The following is a 15,718-nucleotide window of genomic DNA, read 5'->3' on the forward strand; positions in this document are numbered from 1 at the left end:
GCTCAGTCTAGCTCCGACGCACGCGCAAGCGATGGACGGGGAGGCCATCGGCGATGGCCCGATGCTCGCGAGGGCTTCGGGCTCCGTAGGGATTTTCGGCGAGGCGAAGCGAGCCGGGCGCGTCGCCGTCTGGAGTCACACCGCGAAGGTCGCGGAGGAGCGCCTCGTATTGGTCCGCGCGCTCCTCCACGTCGGTCTGGATGAAGAGCTCGCCGCCCGGCGCCAGCAAGCGCGTCACCTGCGTGAGGAACACGTCGCCCATCACGAGTCGCTTCTCGTGACGCTTCTTCCACCACGGATCGGGGAAGTGCATGAACACGCGTCTTGCGATGCCATCGGGATGCATCCGAACGAGGGCCGCTTTGGCATCCTCGGCGAAGACACGCGCCCGCGACGCAAGGCCGGCACGAGCGAGACGACCGTCGACAATGGTGGCCCACTTGCGCCTTACTTCGAGGCCGACGAGGCCGGCTTCGGGCTCAGCGGCGGCGCGTTCAAAGAGAAAGCCGCCACGGCCGGGCCCAATCTCGAGCTCAAGAAACGCTCCCGACACGAGCGTGCGCGGATCGATTCGCTCGCCTTCCGGCAACCGCGGAGCATCCGCGTAGGGGCGAACCTTCGGATTTGCGGGCTCCACGACGCCACCGGTAGCACAGGCCGGGGCCGCCGTGACGTTGTTGTAGACTCCGCCGGCGCGGCTCACGCGATGTCGTGCGCCTTCAAGGATCCCCCGTGGCTATCGAAGTGCGTAGCGACCGCGTGACGAAGGCCCGGCTGATGCTGCCACTCGTCGTTGGCGCGGTCGTCGTCGCGATGCTCGTCAAGGTGGTGAGCGGCGTGTGGGGCGCCGCGGGGCGCGTGGCGCCGGCGCTCGACGACGCCTACATCCATTTTCAATACGCGCGGGCCTTCGCCGAGGGCCACCCCTTTCGGTACCAGGCTGGCGAACCCATCTCCACGGGTGCCACGAGCCTCCTCTGGCCGTTGGTCCTCGCGCCCTTTCACGCGCTTGGGTTGCGCGGGACGCTTCTAACCATTCCGGCGTGGGGACTGGCCTTCGCCTCCTGGGGAGCGCTCGCCTACGACGCCGCCAGGCTCGCGCGGCCGCTAACGAGTCGGGTGGGCGCCGCCACAACGGCGCTGCTCGTGCTGTTTTTTGGCGGACACCTGTGGTGCGCGGCGAGCGGGATGGAGGTCATCCCCTTCGCGTGGCTCTGCGCTCGCACGGTGCGCGTCGCGAGCGAGCGCGCTGAGGGCCACACCGGAGGGCGTCAGACCCTTGAGCTGGTTTTCCTCGCAAACTTGGTGGCCCTTGCTCGCCCCGAAGGCGCGATCTTCACGCTCGCGGCAGCGGCGGCGCTGCTCGTGTGGGCCGACTCGGGGGGCGCGCGGTCGGCAGCCGTTGCGAGGCTCGCGCCGGCGCTCGCGACGCTTGCCGCGCCGGCACTCGCGCTGCTGGTCCTCTTCCGAGCGACGGGGACCGTCGCCTCGAACACCACGGCCAAGCTAGTTTTTTCCAGCCCGTACCTCCATGGGGCGACGCTTCGTCACGCCATCGGCGAGAACCTGAAGATCTTCTTCGGAACGCTCCTCGAGGGCGAGACGTGGGCGCAGGAGTTCGTGCCGGCCGGGGGCGCCTTCGTGGCGCTCGTGGGCACAGGTGCCCTCGTGCACCTCGCGGTGCGAAGGCACCTCATCGCGCGCGGGGGCTTCATCCTCCTTCTCGCAGCCGCGATGCTCGTCCCGTGCTTCTACACGACGTTCCTGTGGAATCGCCTCCGTTACCTCTGGCCCTTCGCAACGGGGTGGCTCATCGCCCTCGCCTGCTTGGCCCACGTGGCCGGGACGTGGCTCGGTCGCTTTGGCGGACTGGGCGCTCGCGCCAGCGAAGCGTTGGTGGGCGGAGCGCTCATCGGCCTCTTCGCCGCAAAACTTCCGTGGGTCCTTGATGACATCGCGACGTCGGCGCGGGGCATTGACCAGCAGCAGGGCGCGGCTGGGCGCTGGGCGAAAGCCGAGCTACCGCCAGGAGCGCGGATCGGAGTCAACGACGCCGGCGCCATCGCCTACTTGAGCGAGCGCAAGACCTTCGACGTGGTCGGCCTCACGACGAGCGGAGAGTCGCGGTACTGGCTGGCTGGACCGGCGTCGCGTTTTGAGCACTACGAGAAGATGCCGCCCGATCGGCTCCCGACGCACTTCATCGTCTACCCCGAGTGGTTCGCGCTCGATGCGCTGCTCGGCCCCAGGCTCCGCGACTTCACGGTGCTGGGCGCCACGATCCTCGGAGGCCGGACGAAGCGCGCTGCGCCCGCCGACTGGTCGCTGTTGCAGAGCGGAGAGCTGCCCTGGAGCACGGAGGTTGGCGCCGTGGTCGACACGCTCGACGTGGCCGACCTCGAGAGCGAGGCGGGCCACCGCTACGAACTTCTAGGCGCGCGCGAAGGAGAGCAGGTCTTTCGCGCCGGCCTCTCGCCGGTAGGGCAGCGCATCGCCGACGGGGGCCGCGGCTCACGCCAACGGGAGCGCTTCGTCGTGGGACTGGCGCCGGGACTTGCTCATCGTGTCATCGCGCGCGTCGAGGCGCCTTTGGGTGCGACGCTGCGACTTTCCGTCGGCGCTCACGCGAGCGAGCACGTCGTTCGCGAGAGCGCTTGGACCGAGTGCGCCTTCACAGTGCCGCCGCAACCTGCCAGGAGCGTCGCCATCGAGATGGCGAGCGACGCCCCGCAACGTTCTTCCACTACTGGTTCGCCGTGGGCGAGTAGCGGCTACTTGGTGAACTCGGCTTCGAAGGTCGAGCTAGTTTGGTAGTAGACGAAGGTGTTGGCGCCGGTAACCGTGAACTCACCAGATTCGCTGGCTCCGCACGTCGACGTGATGGTGATGTCCTTGCCCGAGACGGTGTAGGTCCCGCTCAGCTTCTTCCCGGTGCCGCTGAAATCGTCTTTAAGGGTGTCGATCTTGTTGCCGGCGATGCGAACGACGGCGCGGAGCGTGTACTTGGTGGACCCGGAGCTGTACGCCGTGAAGGCCGTCGAATAGTAGGTTCCGTCGAGGAGCGTGCCGCCCGTTGGCGTCGGCTTGCCCGCGTCGACATAGTTGACCGTGAGCTCGGGGTGCGACCCGCTAAAGTCCAAGTCGTTGCAACCTGCATCGACTGGAGTGGTCGTGTCGGGCGTCGACGTGTCGGGGATCACGGCGACATCAGGGATCGTGTTGTCGGTTATCGCGGCGTCGTCGACGGAGGCGTCGTCGATCGTGGTGCCGGTGTCCTTGCCGGCGTCCTTCTTGGTGGTCGTGCCCGTGTCGTCCGCGACGGCGCCGTCGTCGGTCGACGAGGTCGCCGTGTCCTTCTTGCGATCGGTGGAGGCGTCGGCGGCGGGCTCGGTCGTCTCGGAGCCATTGGGCGCCGCGCTTTCGGCGCAGGCGGCGAAGGTACCTAGCGTGATGAGAAGGAAGAGACGACGACGACTGCGCATGCGGGAGCCTCCAGGGAGGCCTTTCTAGCACGGCTCGCTGCGGCCGTTCGTCTCACCAGTCTCACGCCGCGGAAGGAAGGCGGATTGGCCTCGGAGCGGACTTTTTCACTCCGACGGCGTAAACGACAGCGGGTACGTGACCCGGACCGTGCCCCCTTCGGGTGCTGGGAATGAGAGCGAATAGAAGGCCTGGACGACGCACTTCTTGACGGAGTCGTCGGGCAGGTCGCTTCCACCGTCGCCCGCGAGGGAGACGGCGCCGTCGCGACCGATGACGAATCGCACCGCGACGCGGCCGCCGAGTGAGGGGTTGGTGCGGAGCCCGCCCTCGTAGCAATTGCGGAAGCGGCCGTGGCTCATCCGGACAATGCGCTGGATGACCTCAGGCGCCAAACGGCCCCCTTCGACCTCCGTCTTTGCGACGCGCATGATGGGGCCCTTGGGTTGGTGGACACCGCGAAGCGCTCCGCTGCTTCGCCCCATCCCGTCGCAGGGCGGTGCGAGGCAGGTGCCGCCGGCCATGCGCGCGTCGAGGGAACGGCCCAGGCCGCCGATGTCGTTGATGCCGATGCCGAGGTTGTGTCCACCGCCGCCTTCGTCGGTGCCCTGGACGCCGAGGCCAAAGCCGAAGGCGTCGCCGAGCTCCTGGGACCACAAGTTGCCCTTGTGGTCGCGGTCGTCCATGCCGTTCTGGACCGTGCCCCAGGGAACCGTCGGCGCATTGGACGCCGTGGCCATCGTGGGCATCGTCCCCAAGAGCGCGATCATGCCGAAGTCTTTCGCCATCGCGAGCTCCTCGCGGCGCGCGAGCGTCACCTCGTTCGGTTTCGCGTTGCCCTTCGCCGCATAGTGCCCTTGCGTGCGAGCATCGGGCTTGCCCATGGCGCCCTCCGCATTTGCGCACGTCCGCCGCCGGACGATGCGCCTTGGTTAGCCGGCGACGGCTCCGTCATCGCTTCTTCGACCCGGTCTTGCTCGCGAACCGCCGCGGCGTCGAGCATCGCCTTCATCGCGTACATGCGATCGCGGTCGAGGGCCTCGCTGTCGTCTTGGCCCAGGGCCGGCATGAAGAACGCAAGCGTCGCGACGACCGATGCGTGAACCAAGAACGAGACCCCGATGGTCGCGAGGGCGCCCTCCTTCACACGGTCCGCCAGCGAAAGCGGTGCCGCCTTACCCGCGGGCACAACGCGCAGCTGCACCGAGAACGCGCCGGCGAGGAGCTCAGCGCGGTGCTCGGCGCGCAGCTCAAAGGGAGCCGGCTCCCGCACGGAGCCATCGAGGCTCATGGCCGTCGCTGCTCCCGGCAGCACATGCACACCGCCCTCGCCATGTTCGACTCGAATCGGCTCGGCGAGGCCCGCGACGAGCACGTCGCAGTCATCCGACTCTCCGAGCGTCAACGTCTCGCCACGCTCGAGGTGTCGCACCGCGAGGACGCCTTCGCCCCAATACACGGTGGCCTCGACGACCATCGCGTCGGCGCGCTCCGTCTCCGCGTTGAAGGCTTCGGACGACTGGGCGATCGAGCTCGTGAACATGACCAGATCTCTCCTTCCGCATGCGCCCGAGGGACGCTTGCGTTGCTTGGGGGCCTGCGCTGCGCGGAGCCCGTTTGGTCGGAGGTACGGGCGACCGCGCCGTCGCCTACGCTCCGTTCCCAAGGAGAGACACGGGTCCTGACAGAAGGTTTCCGAAAAAATCGTGCCGAAAGCCCGCCCGTCGGCGAAAACTCAGTGAATAAACGCGCGAATTGCCCTTAATCGGGCTCCGTTTCGCGCTGGAGACGGACCAGCTCGCGCTTGGCGCGCCGGAGCTGCTCTTTGCGATCCCAAAAGTGCATCGAGCTCAGGTACAGGCCCGACAGGTACAGGGACACGGCGACGAACGCCGCACCTAGCGCAGCGAGCGGATGGACGAAGTAGAGAGGCAACGCCAACGCAACGCCCCACAAGAAGAGACGGACCCGCCTACGGTCGCGCTCGTGCTCGTGAACGAGCCCTTCGAGGCGCGTGACCTCGGCTTCGTAGCGTCCCCGAAGATCAGCTTGGTTGGTCGGCGAACTGGTCAAGGCGGCGCGATGATAGTCGCGCAGACAAAAGACGACGAGCGCCCCTTTTGCGAGGGCGCTCGTCGGTCGGCATCTCAGCCGCGCTCGCGTGTCACTTCTTCTCGGCGGGCTTCGCTTCCGGCTTCTTCGCTTCGGGCTTCTTGGTGTCCGCCGGCTTTGCTTCCGGCTTCTTCGCGTCGGCCGGCTTCGCTTCCGGCTTCTTCGCGTCACCGGGCTTGGCTTCAGGCTTCTTTGCTTCGCCGGGCTTCGCGTCCGTCTTGGCCGCGGTGGGCGCCTTCACCCAGCCGAGCTGCATGGCCATCTCCATGCTGTTCATGTAGTCCCAGCCCTTGGCGACCTTGCCGTCCTTGATCTGGACGATGGCGATGCCGTGAGCATTGACCGGCTTGTTGGTCGCCGGCTTGCCCATGAGCGCGCCCTTGTGGGTGCCCGACATCGTGTACTCGACGATCGCCATGTCGCCGACGCCCATGCTGGCGGTCGGCGTGAACTTCGCGTCGGGGAACGCCTTCGACATCATCTGGTAGGCCTTCTTCGCGTCGGCCTTGCCCTTGTGCGACTCGGGCGCGGCCATGTCGCTCCACTCGATGTCGTCGCTCACGGTGGCGAGGAAGTCGGCTTCCTTCTTACCCGCGAAGCCATTCATCATGGTCTTCCAGGCTTCGACGTTCTTGTCCTCTTCCGGCGTGCCCTTCGCAGCCCAGCTGTCCATGTTGGCCGCGAGCGTCGGCACCGGACGGGCTTTGCCCTTGCCGGTGAGCTGCGTCATGATCGTGCTCGTGTCGACGTAGTGGTTGTTGCGCTTGACGGTGCCGTCGGGGTTGAACCACACGAGGCTCACGCCCATGGCGCCTGCCGGCTTCTCGGTCGCCTTCATGCCCATGAACTCGGCGCTGTGCGTGCCGGTCCAGCCCCACTCGAAGGCTGCCATGTCACCCTTCGACCAGGAGCGCGAGAAGCCGAACTTCATATCCTTGAAGCCGTCGAACCAGCCCTGGATCTGCTTTTCGATCTCCGCGCGGCCCTTCATCTCGCCGACGCCGACCATGTTCCAAACACCGTCTTCGGCGAAGGTGGCCGCGAACTTCTTCGCGTCCTTGGTGGCCATGGCCTCCATCGTGGCCTTGCCGGTCGCGGCCTGAAGCTCCGCCATCGTCGGCTTCGGAGCCGGCGCTGGCGTCGCGACCGTCTGGGTGGGAGCAGGCGTCGCGGGCGACGCGACGGGCGGCGGCGCGGGCGGCGTGGCCGGCGGCGGAGCGGCTTCGTCACCGCCACAACCAGTGAGCGCAGAAAGCATGAGCCCGAGAACAAGCCCGACGTGTCCGATTCGCATCTTCATCCTCCAAAAGCGTCCCCGGGCCCGAGCGCGCGTTCACTGGGTGAGCCCGACAGTGGTGGGCCCATGAAGGGCGCCTTATTGAACGTGCGCCGGGAGGGTCGACGGCTTCTCGGCTTCCGTCAAGGGGGAGCGTGACCTCGGCTGACGATGTGCGAAGCGTTTTTCCTTGGTGCCGCTGCCCATGGGGGGAGGTAGACACTGGAGCCGAGGATCGCCTTTGCGTAAGCGCCCGCTTGGTAAGACAGGACTTTTCGCCTCGGAATTGAGCCTCGGCACCTGGGGCCTCGGGGGCGACGCCTACGGTCCCGTTGAACGGGCAGACGCCGAGGCCATTGTCGACCGCGCCCTCGAGATGGGGGTTTCGTTGTTCGATACGGCCGATGCCTACGGCGCCGGGCGCGTGGAGCGCCTGCTCGGACAGAAGCTCGCCAAGCGGGACGACGTGGTCATCGTGACGCGAGGCGGGACCGATCGAACCACAGACCCGGCGCGCAAGCGTTTCGACCGGCGGTTTCTGGAGGGCGCCGTGGAGCGCTCACGCAAGCGCTTGGATCGCGATCGCCTCGACATCTACCTTCTACATCACCCGAGCGTTGACGCGCTGCAGGCGGGCGAGGCGATCGACACGCTCCGCGAACTGGTGACGCGGGGTCGCATCGCCCACTTTGGCGTCTCCGCGTCCGACGCCGAAGTTGGGCGGAGCGCGCTCGACCAAGGCGTCGCGCTCTTGTCGCTCCCGTACAATCTCCTTTTGGCGACCGAGCTCCATCGCCTCAGCGGCGACCTCATGGTGACCGGCGCCGGCGTCCTGGCCCACTCGGTGCTCGCCTATGGCGCCCTCGCGGGAAGCTGGGCGAAGGACCGCGAGTTTCCTGACGGCGACCATCGGCGGGACCGCTGGACGCGCTCCGAGCTGGCCCGCCGTGTCGAACAGGTCGAGGGCATGCAGTTCTTGGTACAAGGCGACGTGACCACCATGCGCGGGGCCGCCGTGCGCTTCGCGCTGGCGAACCATCAGATCTCAACGGTGCTGCTCGGTCCGCGCAGCGTGACGCAGCTCGAACAGTTGGTGCGCGAGACCGGCGGCGGCCCCGTCTACCTGCCCGACGAAGCGCTCCGGAGCCTGCCGCAACGCCTGCGGAAGCTGGGAGTCGACCTTTGAAGGGCGGCCCGTGGGAGTCGACCCTGATGGGCGTCGTCGAGCTCGTCGCGCGCGCGGGGGCCGTCGTACGCGACAGGTACGCCCGGAGGGATCTGGCGGTCGAATACAAGGGGCCAAACGATCCTGTCACCGAGGCGGACCGCGCGGCCAACGAGCTCTTGTGTGAGGGCCTCGCGAAGCTCCTGCCGGGTGCTCAAGTCATCGCGGAAGAGACGGCCTCCGAGGTCGATGATCCCTCGAGGGCCGACCTTACGTTCTTCGTCGATCCGCTCGACGGGACCCGCGACTTCGTAGAGCGAACGGGCGAATTCTCCGTCATGGTCGGCCTCGTGGAAGGTGAAAAAGGCGGTCCTCGGCGTGGTGGGCGACCCCATCCGGGAGCGCACCTTTGCTGCGGCGGAGGGCGTCCGGCGCGTTCGTCTTGCCGGAGCTCGCTTGGGGCGCACGCAGGGCCATCCATGTGAGTGAGCGCCGCGAGCGCCGCGGAGCGACGCTCCTCGTCTCCCGAAGCCGTCCTTCGCCTCGACTGGCTCGCATCGGCGCCTCGCTTGAAATGACGAGCCTCCCCGTCGGCAGCGCTGGCGTCAAAGGCGCGCGCGTCGCTTGCGGCGAAGCCGAGGCGTTCGTGCACCTGGGCACGTGCGGTTACCTCTGGGACATCGCCGCCATCGACGCGCTGGCGCAAAGCGCCGGTGGCCGTGTGACGAACGAACACGGCGCGCCCATCGCGTACCGCCAGCGGGAGCTGCGTCGTGACGACGGTGTGGTGCTAAGCAACGGCCATGTCCACGACGCGTTGCTCGCGGCCATCGGGTGCGACCCATGAACGTGCCCGAAGAAGCCGACGTCGTGGTCATCGGCGCGGGCATCATGGGCCTCGCCATCGCGTACAACTTGGCGCGGCTCGGCGCCGAGAACGTGCTCGTGGTGGACCGCTCGTACCTCTGCGGCGGCGCGAGCGGCCGCAACGGCGGCGGGATCCGCGCCCAGTGGTCGAGCGAGACAAACGTTCGGCTGATGCAAGAGAGCATCCGGATGTGCCGCGACTTTGCGAGCACCATGAAGATCAACGTCTGGTTCCGGCAGGGCGGCTACCTCTTCATCACACGCACAAAGGAGCGGAGCGCGGGCCTCGAAGCGAGCGTGAAGCTGCAAAACGAGTGCGGCCTCCCGACGCGCATGCTGACGCCGGCAGAAGCGCGGAAGGTCGTTCCCGAGCTCGACGTGAACGGGATTGAAGCCGCCAGCTACAACCCCGACGACGGCGTGGTGTTCCCGTGGCCCTTTGTCTGGGGCTTTGCAAAGGGCGCGGAGAAGCTCGGCGTCCGCGTCTCGACCTTCACTGAGGTCTTGGGCTTTGAGACCAAAGGCAGCGCCATCGAGGCGGTGGTCGTCGGCCCCGTGGGCAAGCCGGGCGGGCGACGGAGCGGGGCCCCCTCGGTCCGGGTCCGTACTCGCAAGGTTGTCAACGCCGCAGGCGCTTGGTCGCCGGCCATCGGCGCCATGCTCGGCGTGTCACTACCAAACGTGCCGCATCGTCACGAGATTTGCTCCACCGAGCCGCTCAAGCCTTGGCTCAAGCCCCTCGTCGCGGACCTGACCGATGGGCTCTACTTCAGCCAATCGACGCGCGGCGAGATCGTCGGTGGCGTGGGTCAAAGTCGCGTTCCGCACGGGCACAACCAGGAGAGCTCGCACGCCTTCTTGGGCCGCTACGCCAGCGCGCTGACGCGCACTTGCCCGGTCCTTGGGCCCGTGAAGGTCCTCCGGCAGTGGGCCGGCCTCTACGATCTAACACCGGACCAAAACCCCATCGTTGGCCCTGTGGATGAGGTGGAGCACTTTTACCAGGCCTCCGGTTTCATGGGTCACGGCTTCATGATGGCGCCGATCATGGGCAAAGTGCTCGCGGAGGCCATCATGACCCCGAAACCGTCGGAGCTCCTCGAACGCTGGAGTCTCAGCCGTTTCCGCACCGGCAAGCTCTTGTCGGAGGCGATGATCATCGGGTAGCGTCCCGTCACGGTTTTTTGGCTGCGCTTGGGGGGTCACGTGGCAACCCTAGCGGGGCCGCAGCCGGTTGCTCCGAGGCACATGGGTCGACGCGCGCAGAGGCACATCGATCCACGCGGCGGAGCCGAGGGAGAATGCTCATGAAGATCGCGTCCGGTATCGTTCGGTTTCACGTGTGGCAGGCGCTGCTCTTCGGAGCCCCCGTCGTGGGCCCGGTCGTGCTGGCGGGGACCTTCGGCGCCGCGCTCACGGCGTGCGCCGATGAGAACGATCCGGCGACGTGGGCCAAGCGCCTCGAAGACCCGGCGCAACGTTCCACCGCGGCCAAGCGCATGGCGCAGTTCTTTCAGGACTCGCTCACGAAGAACAACAACAACCGCGAAGCGCCCGAAGTGAAGAAGGTGCTCGACGCCGTCGTCGAGCCACTCACGAAGGTGTACGTGGCCGGCGGCCTCGACGAGAAGACGCGCAAGGATCTCATGAAGGGCCTCGCCGACATGGGCGACCCGCGCGCGTCGGCGGCATTCGCCAAGGCCTTCACGGACTACGAGCCCGGCAAGAACGACGAGGACGTGAAGTTCTCGGCGCAAGCGGTTCAGCGGATGGTCTCAGGAAAGAAGACCCCCGATCAGACGCTCGTGGACGCCCTCTGGACCTGCTTTTCGAAGTTCCAGATGTCCAAGGCCAAGTCCATCAACTTGGTCACCGACCTTCACGACGCCATCCTCGAGGTGAAGAGCCCCAGCTACGGCCCCAAGGCCGTCGAGAAGCTCGCAGCCCCAGTGCAAGACAGCGTCGACTCGCAGAAGGACCAGATTCACTTCTGGCAGAAGATCTCCATCCGCGTCATCAAGGAGCTGAAGTTCGCTCCCGCCGCCAAGCCCCTGGTGAAGGTGCTCCTCGATCCTCGGAAGGCCGAGCTTCGTGGCACGGTCCAAGCGGCACTGATGGTCATGCCGAAGGAAGCGGAAGACGCGCTCCTCGCGGCGCTCAAGGGTACCGACGCCGAGCTGGCGAAGCTCACCGCGGAAGTGCCCGACAAGGTTGGCGTCGCCATTCTTGCCGACACGCTCTCGTGGATCTCGCGCTCGGCTGGCAAAGACGCGCTCCTTGCCGCCCTCGATCAGGCCGACAGCGACACGAACCGCGTCGTCATCGCGCAGAGCCTCACGCGTTTCCCACCGGATCAGCGCACCAAGGACGCGCTCCTCAAGACCTATACAAAGATCCCGGCCGGCACGAGGCTCAAGACGCCCGGCGATCCCCTCGCGCGCCCGGTGCTCGTGCAGGTCGCCGCCGCGTTTTACGATCCGGCGATGACCGAATGGGCCCTTAAGGAGGTCGCCGCGTCCAAGGGTGACGAAGGCGCCTCGATGATCGCCTTCGGCCTCGAGGCGGCGGTGAAGCTCATGACCAAAGACCAGCTGACGAAGGTCGGCGAGGTGGTCAGCAAGTCGTGGAGCGCCAAGGAGCAGGAGATCTACAAGGCCGCCGCGACCATCGTGACCGCCTGCGACAAGGACGCCGCCTGTTACGTCAAGAAGCTCGGCGAGCCCATCGCTTCGGGCGACGGCGTCGGCATGTGGCGCGCCGTCAAGGCCGCGCGCATGGCAGCGATGTTCGGGAAGGACGACACGAAGCAAGCGCTCCTCGCCAGCGTCGACAAGGTGAAGGAAGCCGGTGCGCGGCTCGCCGTCGTCGAGGCCATCGACTACCTCTGCCCCAAGGGTGACGCCCAAGCGGCCGCCGCCCTCGACAAGATCGTCGCGGCCGACGTCGCCAGCGGAAACAAGAATCTCATCGCCGGTGACGACGCCGTCGTGAAGGTCGCCAATCGCCTCCGCGCCCGTGCGCTGTGAGGTCATGACGCACGCGGCGCGGGTGCTCAAGAGCGGAGCATTTGGCGCGGGCGCCGGACCGGGGACAAGGTGTCAGCGATGATCCTTGTCGCCGTGATCCGTGGGCAGAAGAACGGGCAAACCGTCGAGCCCACCGGCTCAGCCCTCCACATTGGTCGAGCCGAGGGCAACGATCTCTTGCTCTCCGACGAGATTGTGAGCGCCGATCATGCGCGCATCTTCCGCGATGGCGAGCGCTGGCTCGTCTCCGACTTGCGCTCCACGAACGGCACCTTCCTTCTCCGCGCTGGACTCAAGAGCGCCGTGGAGCCGGAACAAAAAGTGGAGCTCGAAAACGGCGACGTGCTCGAGCTCGGCAGCGGCGCCGACTCGGTCGCGTTGGCTATCACGTTGCCCGAGGTGGCCGACGCCACGCGCGTCGTTGTGCTGCGGAAGATCGAGGAGATCGACGCAGGCGTCGACAAGTTCAGCGCGCAGCTCCGCGCGCTCTACGACGCGCAGACGAAAGTCGGGGCCGCCTCCGACCTCTCCGAGGTCGTCGTCTCGGTCGCCGACGCCGTGTTTCAGCTCGTCCCCCGCGCCACGCACGTCACTGTGGTGTTGCGCGATGAAGACAGCGACGAGGCGCGGGCGCCGAGCGCCTTCGTGCCCGTCATGACGCGGGTCCGTGGCGCATCGCAGCCGTCGGGCCCGATCCCCATTTCTCGAAGCGTCTTCCGCAAGGTCGTGACCGAGCGCGCCGCGGTCTTGGCCGCCGACGCTCCCCTCGAAGTCGCGGAGACGGAGTCGCTGCTCGGCGCGCAGATTCGCTCGACCTTGGGCGTGCCCCTTTGGAAGGGCGAAGAGATCCTCGGCGTGCTGCAGGTGGACAACCGCGAGAGCAAGGGGATGCTCACCAACGCGGACCTCGAGCTGCTCGGCGTCTTGGCGCACAACGCTTCTTTGGCCGTGGCCAACGCCCGCCTCGTGCAACGCCTGAGGGCCGCCGAGGAGAGGGCGCGTCGCGAAAACCAGTTCCTAAAGGGGCGCGAGGAAACGCGACGGACCGGCGGTCGCGGGGGCCAGCAAGAGATCATCGGCACGAGCGGCGCCATGCGCACGCTCCTGGAGCAGTTGACCAAGGTGGTCGACACGCGCGTGACGGTCCTCATCGAAGGCGAGACGGGCACCGGCAAAGAGCTGATCTCCGCCGCGGTGCACTACCGATCGAAGCGCCGAGACAAGCTCTTTGTGTCGCAGAACTGCGCCGCGATGCCCGAGACGCTCCTCGAGAGCGAGCTGTTCGGTCACAAGAAGGGCTCGTTCACGGGCGCCCACGAGGACAAGAAGGGACTCTTCGAGCTCGCTGATGGTGGCACGCTCTTCCTCGACGAGGTGACGGAGATGCCCGTCTCGCTCCAGTCGAAGCTGCTGCGCGCGCTACAAGAGGGCGAGATTCGCCCCATCGGCGCGACGCAGGAGAAGAAGGTCGACGTCCGCATCGTGGCGGCCACGAATCGCACGATGGAGAAGGAGGTCGCCGAAGGCCGCTTCCGCGAGGACCTCTACTACCGCCTCAAGGTGTTCCCCCTTCGCGTTCCCCCGCTCCGCGAGCGGCGCGAAGACATCCCGGTGTTGGCGGCTCACTTCTTGAAGCGCTTCACGGCCGAGTTGGGCAAGCCGGTCGCGGGCTTCTCGCAGCAGGCGCAGGAGCTCCTGCAGAGCTACGACTGGCCTGGCAACGTCCGCGAGCTGCAGAACGAGGTCCAGCGGCTCGTCATTCAGGTCCACGCCAGCGCGTTCATCACGCCCGAGCTCCTGTCGCCGCGTGTGCGCCAGGTCGAAGGGATGCTCGACAAGGTGCGCCCAACGAAGGGGACCTTGAAGGAGATGATGGATCAGGTGGAGCGGTTCCTCTTGGTGGAGTCCCTAAGGGATCACAAGGGCAACAAGACGGCGTCCGCCAAGACGCTAGGCATCACCCGCGAAGGGCTCCACAAGAAGCTGCGCCAGTTTGGTATGTGATGCGTTGGCCGGCGCTCCTCCTGCTCGGCACGCTTGCCTGCGGCTCGGCGCGCCCTGCGGGCATGGTTGCGCCCGTGCCGAAGACGCTGCGCGTGGACGTGGAAATCGGGGGACGCGCGGCGGCGCCTATTGATGCGCGCATCCTGGACGCAACGCCGCCGGACTTCGCGAGCGACGGTCACCGCGCGTGGCGGCTCGCGACGCTGCTCGGCGTCGTGGCCTCGCGTGACGACGCGGTGGTCGAAGCCACGGGAGAAGGCGGCTACACGGCCGTCTTTCGCAAACCCAAGACCGGCGCCACCGAGGTTCCCGTTCTCGCCATCACGCGGCGCGGCGAAGTTGCCGTCGCGCTCGTGCGCCCCGACGAGCCATTCCCTGCGTACCACGGCCAAGGTGGGGCTCGCGAGCGCCCCGGGGATCCGCTCCCAAGACTTCAGCAGGTGAGCAAGCTGCGCGTGACGTTCGCCGCCGCCGAGGGCCGTCCGTCCTCAAGCGAGCCGGCGATCGAAGTGCGCGTCGTCGGCGGCGCCGCGGCCTTCTGGTCCGTGTCTGCGCTCGATCGAGTCCCGCGCCTTCAGGCCGCCGCTGTTGGCGCCGACCGCGACGCGTGGTCGCTCCGCGACTTGGCCCACGTGCTCGTGGGACCGGGCTCGCGCATCGTCGCGGTCATTGGTGACGGGCAACGAAAGGCGATTTCCGCGGAAGAGTGGCAGGACGCTTCGAGACAGCCGCTCGTTCGTATCGGAAGCGGTGGACGCAAGTTCAAGTTCCGCTGGATCGAACGGGATGGGAAGCTGGGAGAGGCCGAGCTCAAGGACGTGCAGGCGGTGGAGGCTGAACGTCGCTAGCGCCTCCGACGAATCCGTCGCCCTGCGGCGCGAGCTGATGGCCGCGGGAGCGGGCTGCGCGCTCCAGCCACTTTCCAAAGGGCACGCGAACGGGCCCACACGCCGTCGGCGACAGCCGCAACGTTCCCACAGACGCGGCCGCGCTCTCGAAGAAGAAGAAGTCGGGTGCCGGCGCCAGATGTTGCGACTCGAACTGTGCGTCGGGTCCAGCGGCCGCGAAGAACAGCTGTTCGGGTCCGAACCAACCGTCTCGAAACTGCGATTGCCGCGAGGCGAGCGTTGGCGCCTCCCAGATCTGGAGCAGGCCGCCAAAAAGCGTGGCTCCTGCGTACCGCGCGTAAAAGCTTCGAAACGGCTCCGGCAGCCCGCGACCGAGCCTCACCTCGAGCGGGGCGACGTCGGCCGGCGAAAGCGAAATCCGATCGGTCACGCTCACGTCGAGGCGGACGACTTGCTCCTCCCAGCTCAGCGGCGGAAGCGCGAGGGTGCGCGATAGCCGTGCGACGGCAGGGGCCGCCGGAGCGCCACGGCGACCGTCGAGCGCCAGCGGCAGGAGCTCGAGCAGAGGCTCCGACGCGAAGGCTCGCTCGAGGAGTCGAGGGTGCGGCACAACGAGCCGCGCACTGTTCACGGGCGGCGCATCGGTCCAGAGCATGTCGAGATCGAGGGTGCGCGGTCCCCAACGCTCGCGGCGAACGCGACCGAGCTTCGCTTCGATGCCAAGAAGAAGGTCAAGGAGGACGTGTAGATCTTCGTTCCAACAGACGAGCGTCGCGGCGTTCAGGAACGGGCCCTGAGGGGGCCCACCGACCGGTGCGGTTTCGAAGACGTGGCTGACGGCGAGCACGTCGACCGAAAGAGCGAGGTCCCGCACGGCCGCCTCGAGCGTCGCGAAGCGATCACCAACGTTTGACCCCAGACCGATGACGACGCGAGCCAC

Annotated in this window: 15 protein-coding genes; 8 read left to right on the forward strand and 7 right to left on the reverse strand. The window is 67.2% G+C overall.

What is annotated here, in order from left to right; genetic code table 11:
- Nucleotides 1–7: 7 nt before the first annotated feature.
- The gene (locus IPG50_07595) at nucleotides 8–637 is read right to left on the reverse strand and encodes a tRNA (guanine-N7)-methyltransferase (protein ID MBK6692051.1); all 630 of its coding nucleotides are present in this window, start codon (nucleotides 635–637) and stop codon (nucleotides 8–10) included.
- A gap of 95 nt (nucleotides 638–732) precedes the next feature.
- On the opposite strand from IPG50_07595, the gene IPG50_07600 reads away from it, so the two are divergent.
- Nucleotides 733–2,814, forward strand: a complete 2,082-nt coding sequence (locus IPG50_07600; protein ID MBK6692052.1) for a hypothetical protein — start codon at nucleotides 733–735, stop codon at nucleotides 2,812–2,814.
- On the opposite strand, the gene IPG50_07605 is transcribed toward IPG50_07600, so the two are convergent.
- From IPG50_07605 to IPG50_07625, 5 genes are all read right to left on the reverse strand, one after another.
- Entirely contained in the window at nucleotides 2,772–3,482 is a 711-nt protein-coding gene (locus tag IPG50_07605) for a hypothetical protein (GenBank protein MBK6692053.1), read from the reverse strand. The two genes, IPG50_07600 and IPG50_07605, sit on opposite strands and share 43 nt — an antisense overlap.
- 105 nt (nucleotides 3,483–3,587) lie before the next feature.
- Nucleotides 3,588–4,364, reverse strand: coding sequence for an AgmX/PglI C-terminal domain-containing protein (locus IPG50_07610; GenBank protein MBK6692054.1), 777 nt, complete (start codon nucleotides 4,362–4,364; stop codon nucleotides 3,588–3,590).
- Nucleotides 4,295–5,023, reverse strand: coding sequence for a hypothetical protein (locus IPG50_07615; protein MBK6692055.1), 729 nt, complete (start codon nucleotides 5,021–5,023; stop codon nucleotides 4,295–4,297). The genes IPG50_07610 and IPG50_07615 overlap by 70 nt, the downstream gene beginning before the upstream one ends.
- A 218-nt stretch (nucleotides 5,024–5,241) precedes the next feature.
- On the reverse strand, nucleotides 5,242–5,553 hold the full coding sequence (locus IPG50_07620; protein ID MBK6692056.1) for a hypothetical protein: 312 nt from the start codon (nucleotides 5,551–5,553) through the stop codon (nucleotides 5,242–5,244).
- Nucleotides 5,554–5,644: 91 nt separating this feature from the next.
- On the reverse strand, nucleotides 5,645–6,886 hold the full coding sequence (locus IPG50_07625; GenBank protein MBK6692057.1) for an ester cyclase: 1,242 nt from the start codon (nucleotides 6,884–6,886) through the stop codon (nucleotides 5,645–5,647).
- A gap of 223 nt (nucleotides 6,887–7,109) precedes the next feature.
- Here IPG50_07625 and IPG50_07630 point away from each other — a divergent pair, with 223 nt between their 5' ends.
- The 7 genes from IPG50_07630 (at nucleotide 7,110) to IPG50_07660 (ending at nucleotide 14,778) form a co-directional block, all read left to right on the forward strand.
- Nucleotides 7,110–8,054 (forward strand): aldo/keto reductase, encoded by a 945-nt coding sequence (locus tag IPG50_07630; protein ID MBK6692058.1) that lies wholly within the window; start codon nucleotides 7,110–7,112, stop codon nucleotides 8,052–8,054.
- The gene (locus tag IPG50_07635) at nucleotides 8,051–8,518 is read left to right on the forward strand and encodes a hypothetical protein (GenBank protein ID MBK6692059.1); all 468 of its coding nucleotides are present in this window, start codon (nucleotides 8,051–8,053) and stop codon (nucleotides 8,516–8,518) included. Before IPG50_07630 ends, IPG50_07635 begins: the two co-directional genes overlap by 4 nt.
- Nucleotides 8,515–8,880 (forward strand): hypothetical protein, encoded by a 366-nt coding sequence (locus IPG50_07640; GenBank protein ID MBK6692060.1) that lies wholly within the window; start codon nucleotides 8,515–8,517, stop codon nucleotides 8,878–8,880. The genes IPG50_07635 and IPG50_07640 overlap by 4 nt, the downstream gene beginning before the upstream one ends.
- Before the next feature lie 2 nt (nucleotides 8,881–8,882).
- Complete coding sequence (locus tag IPG50_07645; GenBank protein MBK6692061.1) at nucleotides 8,883–10,067, forward strand: FAD-binding oxidoreductase; 1,185 nt, start codon at nucleotides 8,883–8,885, stop codon at nucleotides 10,065–10,067.
- Between the two features lie 140 nt (nucleotides 10,068–10,207).
- Nucleotides 10,208–11,926 carry a hypothetical protein gene (locus tag IPG50_07650; GenBank protein MBK6692062.1) on the forward strand — a complete coding sequence of 573 codons (1,719 nt, stop codon included), beginning with the start codon at nucleotides 10,208–10,210 and terminating at the stop codon, nucleotides 11,924–11,926.
- Nucleotides 11,927–12,004: 78 nt separating this feature from the next.
- The gene (locus tag IPG50_07655; protein ID MBK6692063.1) at nucleotides 12,005–13,930 is read left to right on the forward strand and encodes a sigma 54-interacting transcriptional regulator; all 1,926 of its coding nucleotides are present in this window, start codon (nucleotides 12,005–12,007) and stop codon (nucleotides 13,928–13,930) included.
- On the forward strand, nucleotides 13,927–14,778 hold the full coding sequence (locus IPG50_07660; protein MBK6692064.1) for a hypothetical protein: 852 nt from the start codon (nucleotides 13,927–13,929) through the stop codon (nucleotides 14,776–14,778). Before IPG50_07655 ends, IPG50_07660 begins: the two co-directional genes overlap by 4 nt.
- Here IPG50_07660 and folK read toward each other — a convergent pair.
- The gene (folK, locus tag IPG50_07665; protein ID MBK6692065.1) at nucleotides 14,741–15,718 is read right to left on the reverse strand and encodes a 2-amino-4-hydroxy-6-hydroxymethyldihydropteridine diphosphokinase; all 978 of its coding nucleotides are present in this window, start codon (nucleotides 15,716–15,718) and stop codon (nucleotides 14,741–14,743) included. The two genes, IPG50_07660 and folK, sit on opposite strands and share 38 nt — an antisense overlap.

Source organism: Myxococcales bacterium (assembly GCA_016703425.1).
Lineage (GTDB): Bacteria > Myxococcota_A > Polyangia > Polyangiales > Polyangiaceae > JADJCA01.

Bases quoted from the DNA above. Each gene is read 5' to 3' on its own strand.
- IPG50_07605 (MBK6692053.1), bottom strand. From the start codon at position 3,482: ATGCGCAGTCGTCGTCGTCTCTTCCTTCTCATCACGCTAGGTACCTTC.
- IPG50_07610 (MBK6692054.1), bottom strand. From the start codon at position 4,364: ATGGGCAAGCCCGATGCTCGCACGCAAGGGCACTATGCGGCGAAGGGC.
- IPG50_07615 (MBK6692055.1), bottom strand. From the start codon at position 5,023: ATGTTCACGAGCTCGATCGCCCAGTCGTCCGAAGCCTTCAACGCGGAG.
- IPG50_07625 (MBK6692057.1), bottom strand. From the start codon at position 6,886: ATGCGAATCGGACACGTCGGGCTTGTTCTCGGGCTCATGCTTTCTGCG.
- IPG50_07650 (MBK6692062.1), top strand. From the start codon at position 10,208: ATGAAGATCGCGTCCGGTATCGTTCGGTTTCACGTGTGGCAGGCGCTG.
- IPG50_07655 (MBK6692063.1), top strand. From the start codon at position 12,005: ATGATCCTTGTCGCCGTGATCCGTGGGCAGAAGAACGGGCAAACCGTC.